This window comes from Bacteroides sp. AM37-9, from assembly GCF_003603455.1.
Classification (GTDB): domain Bacteria; phylum Bacteroidota; class Bacteroidia; order Bacteroidales; family Bacteroidaceae; genus Bacteroides; species Bacteroides xylanisolvens.
The window spans coordinates 16924-32710 of sequence record NZ_QTNF01000009.1; the positions used below are offsets into that span (position 1 = coordinate 16924).

Genomic DNA, 15787 nt, shown 5'->3' on the forward strand with positions numbered 1-15787 from the left:
CTTGTAAAGCAGCATTATTCTTTTTGTTCTTGATGAACCTTTCGATAAGCAGTAGGAGACATCCCGAAATACTCCTTGAAGCTTTTCCCGAAATAGTTCAATGAACTGAAACCTAGCTGAAAACTAATATCGCTAATGTTGTATTCTTCATTTTTCCGAAGCATTTTAGCGGCAGTTTTCAGCTTTATATTTTGGATAAAGGAATGAGGGGATTCACCTGTAACCTTCTTCATTTTTAGGAATAACTTTGTCCGGCTCAGCCCTAACTCAGCACATAGCAGTGTGACGTTAATATCTCCGCTTCCTTTTTCCAGTCTGGTTTGTACAATTCTTATTATCTGGTCGATAAAATCTTGGTCGAGTTTGTTATCAGTCAGTTGTTCCGCACTGCTGTTTTCTAATGCTCTGTATCGTTCTTGTAATTTTCGTCTGTTATTTAGTAGGTTAATACATTTGGCGATTAGGATTCTGATATTAAAAGGTTTAGTGATATAATCATCAGCCCCGCAATTCAGACCTTTAATATTATGTTCCACACTGCTTAGTGCAGTGAGCAGGATGACCGGTATGTGACTGGTATCAAAGTGAGATTTTATTCTTGCGCAGAGATTTATGCCGGAAATACCGGGCATCATGACGTCTGATAAAATAAGATCCGGTGAGTTTAACTGTGCAATCTTAAATGCCTCTTCACCATTCTTGGCCTCAAAGATTTCAAAAATAGGTTCAAATATCTCTATAAGCAGTTTCCGCAATTCATCATCATCTTCAACGATAAGCAAGGTAGATGAATGGTCGAAGTCCTTTTTTTGCTGTGCGATGAAATCTTCCAGGTTTTCTTTTTCGCTTTCTATGCTTATAGCGTTGTTGATAATTTCCTTGTTCCCTTCATCTTCTATAATAGTGACATTTTTGTCTTCCTTGAAGTGCTCCTTGCCGACGGGTAGTTCAACGATGAACGAACTTCCTTTGTGTTCTTCACTTTCCACTGTTATTTGTCCGTGATGGGCTTTTACGATGTTGAGTGACAGCGATAATCCTATGCCGGTTCCGGTATTGGATAATTCTCTGTTTACGGAGTTATTCACCTGGAAGAAACGTTCAAAGATTCGTCCGGTCATATCTTTGGGGATTCCGATGCCGGAATCGGTGAAAGTTATAATTACAGAAGAATCCGATGAGGTTATTTTTATCTCGACCGTTCCGTTTTCCGGAGTGAACTTGAAAGCATTCGACAGGATATTATTGAATACCTTTTGTAGCTGAACTTCGTCAAACCACGCGTACCGGCTCTTTTGGTCGAACACAAAATTGAAATGTATATTCTTTAATTCGGCATAACTGACGAAAGAATCATATATCTCTTGTGTGAATAGCACTATATCCTGCTGCTTGATTCTTAATGAGAAATTCTCCTTGTTGTATTTCAGGAAATCGAGAAGTTCGTTTATCAAAGCTCCCATTTTGGCAGCCCTGTTGTGTACTTCACGCAAACTATTCTGAATGGTTGGCAATGAATAATTGGACATAAGGATAAGCTCCAGTTGCCCGGATATCAGCGCAATAGGTGTTTTTAACTCATGTGATATGTTCCCGAGAAAACGCATCTTGGATTCGTTTATCGCATCTTTTTGCAGTTTGTCCCGTCTTTCAAGTTCCAGTGAGTTTCTTAGCAATAACTTGGAACGGTAGAAATAGGCGATGCTGACGATGACGGATAATATCAGTAATGTATATAAGAGATAAGCGTACCAGGTGGCATAAACCGGGGGGATAATCGTAATCCCGAGACTGATTTCATTAAGTTCGGCTTCATCCTTAAAAGAGATGTTTCTTACTTTTAACTTATAATCTCCATAAGGTAAGTTCATGTAGTTGATTGATTTCTGGGGATGAAGTTCAATCCAGGTATGGCTATACCCATCCAGTTTATATTGATATTTGGACTGTCCGAGATTAACGAAGTCATTGGTTCCGATTTCGACGGATATGTTATTTTCGTGATGTTTCAGTTTGATGTGGTCCGTTGCGAAAAGAGATTGGGGTAATATCCGTGAAGAATCGTTTGCCGCTACTTCCTTGTTGTTAACGAATAGTTTGGAGAAAAACATCTTAGTAGGCAGACTTTCCGGAAACAGGTTACTTTCGGAAATTATAGCAAGACCGTTTATTCCCCCCATGACGATGCGGTTATCACTGGTTTTCATAATGTCGCCCGGAATCATTGACGGAAGGACGAACTTGTTCTGCGATTTATAATTGTAGCTTCTCTTTGTGTTGAGGTCGATATAGGACAAGCCGTTTGCGCTGGTGACTAGAAGCTGGTGGTCGGATAAGGGATAAACAGCACTCAGATAATCGCTGTCGAGATTACTATTCTTGCTGTTTATCTGTTCGAGCCTGTCCTGAGCCGGATAATAAATAAGAATACCTGCGCCTAATGTTGTAGCTATGATACGATTGTCGTTGTCTTGGATAAGAGATGTTATGGTATTCTTTGAAGAAGCGGTGATTTGGGCTAGATATTTGTCGAGGCTACGTACATAGTTTTGTTTGATGCTGTAGTAACACAGATTATTTCCCCCAATCCACAGGTTGTCCTGGTTGTCTATCATCAATGAATTTACGGCATAGATGTATTTGTCTAGAAGAGATATTTTCTTGATGCTGTAATCTTCCAGATTCATATAATATACACCTGAGAGCGTACCCAGATATAAGATATTTTTGTGGCGGATGATAGCTTGAACGATTTCTGAGCGTTTTGTGTGGTCGGACGGATCAATAGTGAAATGTTTGAATTCTTTTTTGTCAATTGAGTAGCTGCAAAGTCCGCCGAGATGAGTTCCTATCCATATGGTATTGGACGCATCATCATAATACAGAGTCTTGACATTATTGTGAGATATTGTATGATTCTCTTTCGTGTAATATGCATAGTCATTGGTTGCGGGCAGGTAAGACACCAGGCCGCCCCCTTCTGTGCTTATCCATAGACGCCCCGTCCTGTCTTCTATAATTTTGCTGATTACAGGCCCGATTCCGGCGTGTCCCAGTTTCAGATTATTGTATTCGAAAATGTCGGTGTGCGGATTGTAGTAGTCCAGCCCACCGTAGTAAGTGCCGAACCACATCGTGCCTTGGTCGTCCTTCATTATAATCCAGACAGAGAGGTTACTCAATCCCGCACTGCCTTCTTTCTCCAGACCATAAAAACTGATATCACCTGTTTTCGGGTTTATGACGTTCAATCCCAACATGGTTCCTACCCAGATATTTCCATTGTTATCTTCGCATACTGTCCTTACATAGTTACTGGCTAAGGTAGGTTCCGTATATTGGACGATATCTCCCGACGGAGTTAATTTGAATAACCCCTCATTCAGAGTGCCCACCCAGATGTTGTTCCGGCTGTCTTCGTTTATTGATATAATTTCGCTGCGGGTGGTCAGTACTTTCTGCTGCCTGCCTGATGGGTCGATGGAAAATACACCGTCATGTTTGGTTCCGATATATAGCATTTTGTCAGATGCTTCTTTCAATGACGAAATACTCAGGTTATTACTGTCAATTTTGTATTTGGCCTGGCATATTCCTTCCTTATAATTATAGACACTGTCCAGTAAACCGATCCATAGAGAGTTGATGCCGTAGTTGAAAGCGATGGACGGCAATATCTGTGTGTTCGGCTGGCTGAATATGATACGGCTTTCCTCTTTTATCAGGTCATATTCAATGATGCTGTAATCCGTATTGACGTATAAATGCCCTTTCTTGTCTCCACAAATTGTCGGAACAAGGTTGGACTGTATCCAGTTATTTATTCCCATGAAGTTGACAGACTCGATATAATTTCCGTTATACTTCTTCACGCCGTCTTTAGTTCCGATCCACAAGACACCGGACTCATCCTGATAAAGTCCGTTGATGGTTATCTGGGGAAACATTGAATTAAGTGACAAATGCTGAAAGTTTACCGTTTCGGACGCAACGGCGGATGAAATGCACGCAACCAGCATAAATATAATAGCAACCAGTCTGTTATGTTCAGCCATATATTAAAAGCGTTAATTAAGTTTCTATTGTTTTTGGAACTTCCTATATTTAGTTTTGAAATTCATCTTAGGGATTTATATAGTGGGGGACTATTTATTATACATCTTATATCTGATGGCAGGTTCGATAATTACAAATGTATCGTTATTTTTTGAGATAATGAAACAAAAAGCGGTTTGTAACAGGGATATGAACAAAATTGTAGAACCTTTGGTACTTTTTTATCCAATACTGCTTCCCGTAATCTCCTACTTTTGCTCTTGTTGTCAAGCGAAAGCCTTTGGATGAATCTTTTAATTTTTAATATACCCCAAATTATAAGCAAAGAAAATATGAAAAATTATGTGGTGATATGCCTGCTCTCATTTATGGTATCAGGATGTGTAACAACTCCGGAACCTTCTATGGAACACGTTGTCGATTATGCCTTGAATCGGGCGGTAGAACAATATAAGCATATGTACGCTGTCATGGATTCTATTCCGGAGATGTTACCCCGTTCGGTGGATAAAAACGGGGGGCTTGAAACCTCGGACTCTTATTTCTGGACGAGCGGCTTTTATCCCGGAACTCTTTGGTACTTATATGAATATACCGGAGACGAGCAACTAAAGGACATGGCTTCCAGGATGAGTGACAGAGTGGAGATTCAGAAGTATAATAAGGACAATCATGATGTCGGCTTTATGATTAACTGTTCTTTCGGGAATAAATACCGGTTATTGGGTGATACTTCCTGTATTGATATAATTACTACGACCGCCCGGTCGTTATCTACGCGCTATCGTTCAGCCGTAGGATGCACGCGTTCATGGAGTCATCCGGGAACTTTGCATTGGCAGTTTCCCGTAATCATTGATAATATGATGAATCTTGAACTGCTCTGCCGTGCGACAGAGTTCTCAGGTGACAAGAGTTTCTACGATATGGCAATCTCTCATGCTGACAAAACAATGGCGAATCATTTCAGACCGGATTATAGCTGCTATCATGTGGTGAACTATGACACGATAAGTGGAAATGCACTCCAGAAATGTACATGGCAAGGATACGCTGATGAGTCGGTATGGAGCAGGGGACAATCCTGGGCATTATACGGATATACGATGATGTATAGGGAGACGAAACAACCACGCTATCTGGAACAAGCCAGGCATATCGCCCGGTTCCTGATTAACCACCCGAAGATGCCGCAGGATAAGATTCCTTACTGGGACTTTGACGACCCTGGCGTTCCGAATGTCTTGAGAGATGCTTCGGCTGCTGCTATCATGGCGTCTGCCTTGTTGGAGTTGTCGGGCTATGTGGACAAAGCAACCGGGCAAGACTATATCGCTGTTGCTGAAACACAACTTAAAACGTTGGCTTCGGACGAATATCTGGCAAAGCCGGGAGAGAATGCTAATTTTATACTTAAACATAGTGTAGGTTTCTTACCTCAAAACAGTGAAGTAGATGTACCCTTGACTTATGCCGATTATTATTTTGTGGAAGCACTAATGAGATACAGGGCTATGTGTTTGAAAGAATAGAGTTCTTAATTAAAATCATTACTATATGAAAAACAAGTTGATGAAGATGCAGTTTCTATTGTTACTGACGACCGTCGTTGTAGTGCAATCTTTTGCCCAAAGCAATTCTATAAAGATAAACAAGGAACATCCCCGCCTGATTTTATCGAATGCGGATATTGATTTAATGCGTGGAAATGCCCTTTCCGGTATTGAGCCTTGGAAAACAGCTTGGGAGAATCTGAAAAATGAGATCGATGGTTATGCGGATGAAAAATGGAAAACGAAAGTTTATCGGGGGGATGTCAGCATGTCATTTTATAATGCTGCAATACGTGATGGATCAGCGGCTCGTGATTTAGCGATTGGTTATCAGATAACCAAGGATAGGCGTTATGCAGGCAAGGCTATTAGAATCATTGATGAATGGTCCTCACCTAAGGATGTGGCAGGCGCTTATTTTGATCCCGATAAATCCTATCCTAATACCGGAATGTTAGTATCCCGCGGAATATTTGCTTTTTTGTATGCTTATGATTTGCTTTGTGCGGACAATCTGATTGATAAAGATAAGCAAAAGCAATTTAAAGACTGGCTTAGAATATTACTTCCTCATATAAAGGAGGGAGCCAGACGATGGCATGAGAACGACTATTTTGGAAAACAGTACTATCAGAATCACATTGTTGCAGAAGTGGTAGGTCTTATGTCTATCGGTATCATTCTGCGCGACAATGAGCTGGTGAACTATGCATACGATGGAAAAAATAATCCGCGTAATGCAAAGAATGTGATTGAAGGCATGATTCTGATGAATGGACAACCCCCTTACGTTGGTGAGCCAGGTAGTTGGGCCACTCATGATGGAGAAATAATGGACAGGTACAGGCATTTCGTTCTGACTCACCACGGATATACCACAAAACCGAACAGGGCATTGCAATATGTCGGATTATCAACCAATTTGATGATGATAACAGCAGAAATGGGGCGACTGAACGGATTCGACCTTTATAATTACGTAGCACCAGCAGGTGAGAATATTAAGCTTCCTCTGTTATTTTATGCCGATTTCTATATTACAAAAGATGCTTCTATAAAAGGAGGGTTTTATGAGGGGGAGGATTCCTGGATTAATCATAATGACCAGGCTGTTTTCACTTTATGGGAAGTGGCACATGCGCGTTATCCTGAAGAGAAAATCTTTAATGAGGTTTTACGTAAAAATGAACGTGCTTCTCGAAAACTACATTTGTTAGGGCCGGTATTGCTTACTCACGGGCGTTGTATTGAATAAAATTATCTTTAATAATCAATATCTATGAAACAGAAAGACATCAGTAAACGAATATGTTCATTTTATATGATTATATTCATGCTCATGATACCTATATATGGTATTTGGGCGCAGTCACCATTGAATATAAGCGGGAAAGTGGTGGATGGAAACAACGAGCCCATGATTGGAGCTACGGTTCGGATTAAAGGACAACAGACTGGTACTATCACTGATATGGACGGTTTGTTCTCCATAAGGGCTCAAGAGAAAGATGTACTCCTATTTTCGTATATAGGATATGCCCGACAGGAAATGGAAGCATCAAAGGCTAATGGTGCAACCATTATTTTGACAGAAGACGGCAAGGCATTGGAGGAAGTTGTGGTGGTGGGCTACGCCACCCAAAAAAAGGTGAATCTAACTGGTTCGGTATCTACTGTGAATCTGATAGAACAGGCCGAAAGCCGTCCGATGACAAGCCTATCGACCGGTTTGGCAGGATTGAGCTCCGGATTATATGTCAATCAGGGTTCGGCCCGTCCTAATAATGATGGAGCAACATTGCTTGTCAGGGGGCAGGGAACACTGAACAACTCTTCTCCGCTCGTTATAATTGATGGGGCGGAAGGCAATATCAACGAAGTCAATCCGCAGGATGTGGAATCTATTTCCGTGTTGAAAGACGCTTCCTCATCAGCTATTTACGGTTCAAGGGCAGCTAATGGAGTTATTCTTATAACTACCAAGAAAGGTTCGGAGGGTAAGGCATCTATTTCTTACAATGGATATGTTTCATTTCAAAAGCCTTCTAATACAATTAAGACTGTGAATAACTATGCGGATTATATGGAATATTACAATGAGGCGGCATATAATGTTGACCCCACTGCAATGCCTGTATATTCGGAACGGAAAATAGCAGAATGGCGTGTACATCCCAATGAGCCTTATCTATATCCAAACACAAATTGGGCAGATGAAATATTCTCAACCGGGGTATCTACTAACCATAATTTGTCATTCTCGGTTGGAAACCGGAAGTTGAAAGCTTTCGGTTCTGTTGCCTACCTGAACAATCCGGGTATTGTGGAGAATTCGGCCTATGAGAGATTTTCAGCCCGTCTTAATGTGAATGCAGAATTGAAACCTTGGATAACGTTAGGTATGAATATCAGCGGGCTCAAGTCGGATGCTGAGATGGGGTCTAAATATATGAGTTCATTATTTGACAAGATAGCTAATCCGGGTATTGTTTATCGTCATCCCGACGGCAGGTATGGGGCTGTTGAAAATCCGGAAGAGAACCAGCAGGTGCAGAGCCCTCTTTATCATTTGAACATGTATCAGGGAAATATAGAAGTTAATAATATCACTTCCCGGTTTTGGGGAAATATAAAAGTTTTCAAAGGGTTAAATATAGAAGCATCCTATACCTACCGTCGCAATAACACACAAGAAGAAGAAACCCCTGATTATGCTGACCGTTGGAGTTTTCAGACTAATACGATAACGCAACTGGCTGCTGGCAAAACGTATGTGAGGAATAAGAACTGGACAAACACGCATCATGTGGCGGATGTAGTTGCGCGTTTTCAAAAAACATTCTTTGACAAGCTGGATGTAGGAGTGTTGGCAGGCGCCAGTCAGGAGAAAGACAATGTGAAATGGTTTGAAGCTAAGCGCTACGATCTTCTTGCTGATAACCTCTCTGTAATAAATGGTGCTACCGGTGATTCGGAGACTAGCGGGGCGGCAACCGATTGGGTGATGCGTTCTTATTTTGGGCGAATCAATTTGTCATGGGCGGATAAATATCTATTCGAAGGAAACATACGTCGCGACGGCTCTTCCCGTTTCCATAAGAATCACCGATGGGGGACATTCCCTTCATTCTCTTTAGGTTGGCGCATATCAGAGGAGAATTTCCTGAAGTCTGTCAAGTGGATCAATATGATGAAGTTGAGATTTTCGTGGGGAGCGTTGGGTAATAATGCTGTAGATAATTATGAATACCAGTCTGTATACAACAAGGATAATTATATCTTGGGAAATGCTGTCATGCAAGGATTGGCGCAAACACAACTGGCCAATGCGATGGTGTCTTGGGAAACGACCTATGTTACTAATATCGGGCTTGATTTCAATCTCTTCGGTTCGAAACTGGATGGAACGATTGATGTCTTCAATAAAGATACTCGTGATATTCTTATCGACCTTCCGGCACCGTTACTTGTCGGGAATGCGTCCATTCCTACACAAAATGCTGCGAGAGTCAGAAACAAAGGTATCGAGATGAACTTGAAGTGGAATCATAAGATTGGAAAGGTCGATTATTTTGTGGGAGGTAATTTTACCTTCATAGACAATGAAGTGACGCGTTTCAAGGGAGAAGAAAGGTCGATAACGGGAACGAACATGATTCAGGAAGGATATCCTATCAATATCCAATATGTGCTGGCTGTTGACCGTATTCTTCAAACAGATGAAGATATGTTATTTGTCGAGAAGATGATTAAGGATGCGCCTATTGATCCTGCTACCGGGCAACGTGTCAATCCGTTCGCCTCGTATGGAACTCCGCAAAAAGGAGACTTCTTATATAAGGATATCAATGGTGACGGAATCATCGATGACAATGATAAATATGCGGTAGGACATGGCCTCGCTCCCCGCTTCACCTATGGATTCTCATTCGGAGCAGAGTGGAATGGATTCGATTTTGCCTGTTTGTTTCAGGGCAATGCCGGGATAAAAAGATATTGGCAAGATAAGTTCTATAGAGGATGTATTGATTACGGAAGTGTGATAAACAAAGAAATCGCCGAAGGTGCTTGGAGGGAAGGGAGAACCGATGCCAAATATCCGAGATTACTTACGAACTTGGATACAAAGAATACTCAGCCGAGCGATTTTTGGGTGCATAATAAATCGTATTTGCGTTTGAAGAATGTTCAGGTTGGTTATAAACTTCCGAAGAAACTCCTTCAGAGGCTGGATATATCACAGCTTCGCATATATACGAGCTTGGAGAATATGCTGACGTTTACTTCTTACAAAGGTATCGATCCGGAAATAAACGGAACAACTTATCCGACGATGAAACAAATGACGGTGGGTGTAAATGTGGTATTTTAAAAAACTATTATTATGAAAACAACAAAATATATTGTTGCAGCATTTTCCCTGATATTGGGGTTGAGCAGCTGTTATGATTTGGATGTGGCTCCCTACGATAAAGTGGCTCAAGGCAACTATTGGAAAACCGAGGCTGATGCCAAGTCGGGAGTGATGGGAGTATATGCCCAGTTAAAGAATAATGGGGCATATGGATATATGCCGTTATTGGATACTTATTCTGATATTGCTCAGGGGCCTGGCGGCCCGGTTGAGCAAGGGACTTATAACGGTGCCTATGATTTTCTTGTGCAAAACTGGCAAGATACATATGATGGTATTCAACGTGCCAATACGGTTATCAAGAATGTGTCGGGCATGGCAATTGACGAGACGGTAAAGAATCGTATTCTAGGTGAAGCCCGTTTCTTGAGGGCATTGTATTATTTCCATCTGGCAGACTTTTTCGGGGGAGTACCTGTTTACGATGAAAGTTGGGAAGTTTCCGAGTCATTCAATGAAATGTTGTTGCCTCGTAGTTCCAGAGAAGAAGTATGGGCGTTTATCATTAAAGACCTGACATTTGCCGTAACGAATCTTCCTCTCAAATGGGATGCGTCTGATTATGGCAGGGCAACAAAAGGCGCGGCTTATGCTTTGCGTGGAAAGACATATCTGTATATGAAGGATTGGAAGAAGGCGATAGAAGATTTTGAGGAGATTGTTTATAATAAAACCAATCAGTATGGTTATAAATTGTATCCGGATTATTCAGCCCTGTTCACTTCGGCAGGACCGGTTCCGAATGATAATGAAACTATATTTGCCATTCAGAATAAGGGTACTACTGATAATTTGTATGGAATGGCATTGTGCACTTTATATGGAACCCGTGGTTCTTATGGAGGAGGTCGGGCCACCTGTATGCCATCTGTAACATTGGCAGATATATATGAGGAGAAGGATGGTCAGCCGTTCGATTGGAATAATCATATCCCGGGATATAATGAGAATGATGCAGTGAAGAAAAAGGCTTTTCTGGCCACGTTGAACTCCTCGAAGCAAAAACTGGAAACCATACCGGATACGGCATTATTAGGTAATATCTATAGGGGTAGGGATCCGAGAATGATGCAATCCCTGATAGTTCCGTATTCTTATTATAATGGCTATATTGTAGGAACGGGAGCTAAGAGACAGTTGTATGCCATTGCAGCAGGAACAACCGTAGCTAATGGTTTTATACAGAATGACAGGGGATGGAATGTTTATTTTTACCGTAAGTTTGTTCCTATTGAAGACATGGGAGGAGCAATTACGAATCGTAATCATACTCCTATTAATTTCCCCGTCATTCGTTTCGCAGATGTATTGTTAATGTTGGCAGAGGCTTATAATGAGGATAATCAACTGGAAAAGGCTATCGTTGAATTGAATAAGGTACGAAACAGACAGTCTACCAAAATGCCGGGGCTGAATAGTGGTCCGGCATGGTTACAAGTAACCGAAAAGGAAGAAATGTTCGAACGTATTATGAAGGAACGTGCGGTAGAACTTATCGGTGAAGGGCATCGCTTCAGTGACTTGAGGCGTTGGGGGCTAGCTGTGCAATACTTGAACAATCGGCAAGAGAAAGATTTTACTGGAGAAGTTCGTTTCACACGCAAGTTTACCGACAGGGATTATTTATGGCCTATCCCCAGTGAAGAGATTCAACGAAATCCGGCTTTGAAACCGAATAATCCGGGTTGGTGAATTTAGTCTTAGTTGCAAACAAATTGAGTAAACGATGAAAAGAGAAGCATTTAAAATGTATCTGAAAGCCGGATCTGAAAAAGAGTATCAAAAACGGCATAGTGAAATATGGCCTGAGTTAGTAAAGCTTTTGAAAGCTAACGGTGTCTCTGACTATTCTATATTTTGGGATAAAGAAACGAATATATTGTATGCTGTGCAAAAAAATAACGGTGCAGGTTCACAAGATATGGGAGAGAATGAGATTGTGAAACGATGGTGGGATTATATGGCGGATATAATGGAAGTCAATCCGGACAATTCACCGGTAAGCATTTCATTGGAAGAAGTATTTTATATGGAGTAGGAATGTAAACAATCAAAATGAAATAGATTATGAAAATAGAATATAAGCATTCAATCATTCTGACATTGTTGCTAATGGCACAGATGCTTTTAGCATGCAATGATGATGCAAAAAATACGGAAATATCTATGGTGTCGGATAGTTCTGTCAAGATAGGATATGTGGGTGGGAAAGAATTGATTAAATTTATTTGCTATGATAAATGGACTATCTCGTCAGATGTGGGATGGATAAAATTTGAGAGCCCGACAGAAGGGAATGGGAACGCTATTATCAGAATCAGTGTAGATAAAAACACATCAGAGAAGGAGCGTATCGGCCAACTTTCAATTACTTGCGGAAGTAATGCCGAAATAATAAAGGTAGTACAATCTATAAAAACGATTAATATTGAGCATAGGCATCCTTCTCTGCTTTATACAAAAGAAGAATTGCTGAATATTAAAAGTATGATTGAGGAAAATCGTTCAGCGGACATAACCCGGACTTACAATAACTTGATGAGTCGTTGTAATAAAGCTCTTACTTATACAGCTAATCCTTATACGGGACAAGATCCCGCCCAGTTTATTACAGCTATTTATACTCCCGGGTCAAACTCACGGGATTTAGCTATGGCCTATTGGTTCACACAAGATAAGAAGTACGCTCAAAAATCAATTGAGATTATAAAGGCTTGGGCTGAAGCATGCCGGAACATCACCTATGTGGCGGATGCGGGTAGTGCCATGTATCTCACCAGAGGAATGTATCCAATGTTCTGTGCTTATGATATGTTGTTGACTGAGAATGTCATGGATGAAGAGACGAAGAAGATTATAACCGATTGGTTCCAAGTAATCTATAAAGAGGGAATGAATAGTCTGGAGAAATGGGAGAATAATGATTATTTTAATAAGCAGTATTATCAGAATCATGTCGTAGCCCATACGATGGGGTTCTTGATGCTCGGGCTGGTAACAGACAATGATGAATTGATTCAGTTTGCCATAGATGATCCATCGAATCCGAGGGATGTATATGAATTATTGGCCGGATGTATATTTATGGATGGCGATACTCCTTGTCCAAGAGAAAAGGCAGGAGCTCCGCTCCCTGTGAAAGGTGAAATCTACGACCGCTATCGTCATGATACGGCACCGTTGAAAGGGCTGCAATATACTCATTTAACGCTGACATTGTTGTCTGTGAATGCGAGGATGTGTTATAATAATGGTCTGGATTTATTTGCATACACAGCTCCGACTGGAGAAAACTTGCGTTATTCTTTCGAATATTATAGCGATTATTACAGGATGATGGACTCGTGCATCAAAGGTGGATACTATTGCGGTGAAACCGAGCGTATTGCAAAAGCCGGGGACAATCCGGGTATGTATGAAATGGGATTCCGGTATTATCCGGATAGCGAACCTGTTAAGCAATTGATAAATTCTGGTGTCTTCAACAGAGAATCATCTTATATGGATTTGTTGGGATACACCCGCTTTCTTTCAGTAGTAATTGATAACTAATTTAAAAGCGATAGATTATGAAAGAACATATTTCATGCCATTTGAGCCAATCATTCAAGATAGCTGGTACGTATATATGGCTTTTGCTTTTGGCCATCAGTTTGTTACAGTCTTGTGATGACAATGATGAAGTGAAAAACAAACCGACTCTTTATATAATAACGGAGCCTATAGACGGATTGAGTACGTATGGTGGAGCTGTACAAGTAGAATTTCTTTGTAATCTGGATTGGAAAGCATCTACGGATGCATCCTGGATTACATTGGATGAAACAAGCGGTAGCCAAAGCGCCACGATAGATGCCCGGATTGCAAAGAATGAAGAAGGAGCAGACAGGACAGGAACTATTACCCTTGTTGCCGGTGAATTGAAGAAAACGTTAAGTATCACTCAGAAATATAGGGATACTTCAACTCCTCAATTGGAGATTACTACTAAGAATCCTGTCAAATTAGGCTTCGAAGGAGGTGTCCAGGCTATATCCTTTGTTTGTAATGTAAGATGGGAAGCTTCCGTCGATGTGGACTGGATTTCTTTCAGTAATGCGACTTCTGGATTGGAAGACGGCACACTGGATTTTGTAGTAGACGCGAATGAAGGAGATGAAATTCGAGAAGGAATAATCACCATTGTAGCCCAAGGATTAATCAAAACGGTAGAAATCGTACAGCAGACCGAAGCTATGGGTGGTGTGAATTTACTGGACACTCCGGAAGAAGATTACAGCTTCGAAAGAATCACTACCAACAAGTTTTGGCCTGCTTTGGGAGAATGGGGTGGCTCGAATACGGAAGGTATTGGTAAATTTGGAGCTAACAATACCGCTATCAGGGTTTCAGCAGGTTCTCCTACACCTCGCACCGGGGCGTCATATTTATTCTTACGTATGCGCGATAACGAGCAAGCAACTTCCTTGAATTGGTTATGGAGAAAACTAAGTGGATTGATACCCGGTAAATCGTATACATTCTCTTTCTGGTATAAAACTCCGCCGGAAAAAGATATGGTACAGACTGGGAATATCAGGTTGGGAGCCGTTGTTGATGCTGCTGATATATCGAATTTGTCCAATCCATTGGCACCGGAAGTAACTTTTGGATATGTTGCCGCCTCTGATGGAGTCTTGAGTAGTTCCGATGAGCATAAAAAAGTATCTTATACATTTACTATGCCTGTCGGAAAGACAGAAGTGTATATTGTCTGGAGAAGAAATGGACATCAGCAGCCATTCTTAGATGATATGAGTTTGGTACTGAACCCATAGGAATCTTATAGTACGGAGTGGAAGATGAAAAAGATGATTCTTGGTTTGTTCTTTTTGCTGTGCCCCTGTTGGATAGTATGGGGGCAGCAAAACGAGCAACAAAAGCGATTCGATATATTATCAGAGAAACCGGCACAACTGGTTTTTGAAGATAATTTCCGACATGCATGGTCGGAGAAATGGCATCTGGATGGAGAAAATGCCAAGATAATCCAGAAAGACGGGCGACTGGAAATGTATGCAGGCGGAAGAGCTTATGTAGATGCCGATCACTTGGTATTGTGGACAAAAGAGGAATTCAAAGGGAACTTGAAAATAGAATATGATTTTACGAGGCTGGATTCTTCCGGGTATTATTGTGTGAATATACTCTATATTCAGGCGCAAGGGGCAGGAAGAAAACCATTTGTTAAAGATATATTCAAGTGGAATGAACTCCGTAAGGTTCCCCGGATGAGTATGTATTTCAATAATATGGATACTTATCATATTAGTTATGCAGTAACAGGAGTTGCATCAGAAGATAAGCCTGAATATATTCGTGCTCGTCGGTATATGCCTCAGTGGGAGAAGGGACTTGAAGGAACGGAACTGAAGCCTGAATATTTGAATACGGGTCTGTTTAAGATTGGAGTCACTTATCATCTGACTTTCATAAAATATGAAACGAATTTGTATATGAATGTGAAGGGAGATGGCCAAGATAAGACTTTTTACTTTGATGCTTCTGCCTTTCCAAAGATAGATAAAGGGCGAGTGGGTTTAAGACAAATGTATACTCGTAATTCAAAGTATGCAAATTTTAGAGTTTATCAGTTGGATAAATGATACTTGTAGCTATCTTTGATGATATGAGTTTGGTGATAAGTCTGTAAATTTAGCCTGAATTTAATATAAAACAAGATGAAAATGCTAGCACAGATCTTGTTGACTTTCTTGGCAACTGG

9 protein-coding genes are annotated in these 15787 nt (G+C 40.9%); 8 read left to right on the plus strand and 1 reads right to left on the minus strand.

The window, feature by feature from the left end:
* Nucleotides 1–14: 14 nt before the first annotated feature.
* Complete coding sequence (locus tag DW862_RS08185) at nucleotides 15–4055, minus strand: two-component regulator propeller domain-containing protein (RefSeq protein WP_243636458.1); 4041 nt, start codon at nucleotides 4053–4055, stop codon at nucleotides 15–17.
* Nucleotides 4056–4388: 333 nt separating this feature from the next.
* On the opposite strand from DW862_RS08185, the gene DW862_RS08190 reads away from it, so the two are divergent.
* From DW862_RS08190 to DW862_RS08225, 8 genes are read left to right on the plus strand one after another with little or no spacing between them, the layout of a single operon-like run.
* Nucleotides 4389–5588 carry a glycoside hydrolase family 88 protein gene (locus DW862_RS08190; protein WP_120067738.1) on the plus strand — a complete coding sequence of 400 codons (1200 nt, stop codon included), beginning with the start codon at nucleotides 4389–4391 and terminating at the stop codon, nucleotides 5586–5588.
* Between the two features lie 25 nt (nucleotides 5589–5613).
* Nucleotides 5614–6864, plus strand: a complete 1251-nt coding sequence (locus DW862_RS08195) for an alginate lyase family protein (RefSeq protein WP_120067741.1) — start codon at nucleotides 5614–5616, stop codon at nucleotides 6862–6864.
* A 24-nt stretch (nucleotides 6865–6888) separates the two neighbouring features.
* The gene (locus DW862_RS08200) at nucleotides 6889–9981 is read left to right on the plus strand and encodes a TonB-dependent receptor (RefSeq protein WP_120067743.1); all 3093 of its coding nucleotides are present in this window, start codon (nucleotides 6889–6891) and stop codon (nucleotides 9979–9981) included.
* 12 nt (nucleotides 9982–9993) lie between these two features.
* The gene (locus DW862_RS08205; RefSeq protein WP_120067746.1) at nucleotides 9994–11715 is read left to right on the plus strand and encodes a RagB/SusD family nutrient uptake outer membrane protein; all 1722 of its coding nucleotides are present in this window, start codon (nucleotides 9994–9996) and stop codon (nucleotides 11713–11715) included.
* A 34-nt stretch (nucleotides 11716–11749) separates the two neighbouring features.
* Nucleotides 11750–12061, plus strand: a complete 312-nt coding sequence (gene rhaM, locus DW862_RS08210; RefSeq protein ID WP_117809024.1) for an L-rhamnose mutarotase — start codon at nucleotides 11750–11752, stop codon at nucleotides 12059–12061.
* A 29-nt stretch (nucleotides 12062–12090) separates the two neighbouring features.
* Nucleotides 12091–13575 carry an alginate lyase family protein gene (locus DW862_RS08215; RefSeq protein WP_117809023.1) on the plus strand — a complete coding sequence of 495 codons (1485 nt, stop codon included), beginning with the start codon at nucleotides 12091–12093 and terminating at the stop codon, nucleotides 13573–13575.
* A 17-nt stretch (nucleotides 13576–13592) separates the two neighbouring features.
* Nucleotides 13593–14840 carry a BACON domain-containing protein gene (locus tag DW862_RS08220; RefSeq protein ID WP_117809022.1) on the plus strand — a complete coding sequence of 416 codons (1248 nt, stop codon included), beginning with the start codon at nucleotides 13593–13595 and terminating at the stop codon, nucleotides 14838–14840.
* Nucleotides 14841–14864: 24 nt separating this feature from the next.
* Nucleotides 14865–15668, plus strand: coding sequence for a DUF1961 family protein (locus DW862_RS08225; protein ID WP_117809021.1), 804 nt, complete (start codon nucleotides 14865–14867; stop codon nucleotides 15666–15668).
* Nucleotides 15669–15787: the final 119 nt, after the last annotated feature.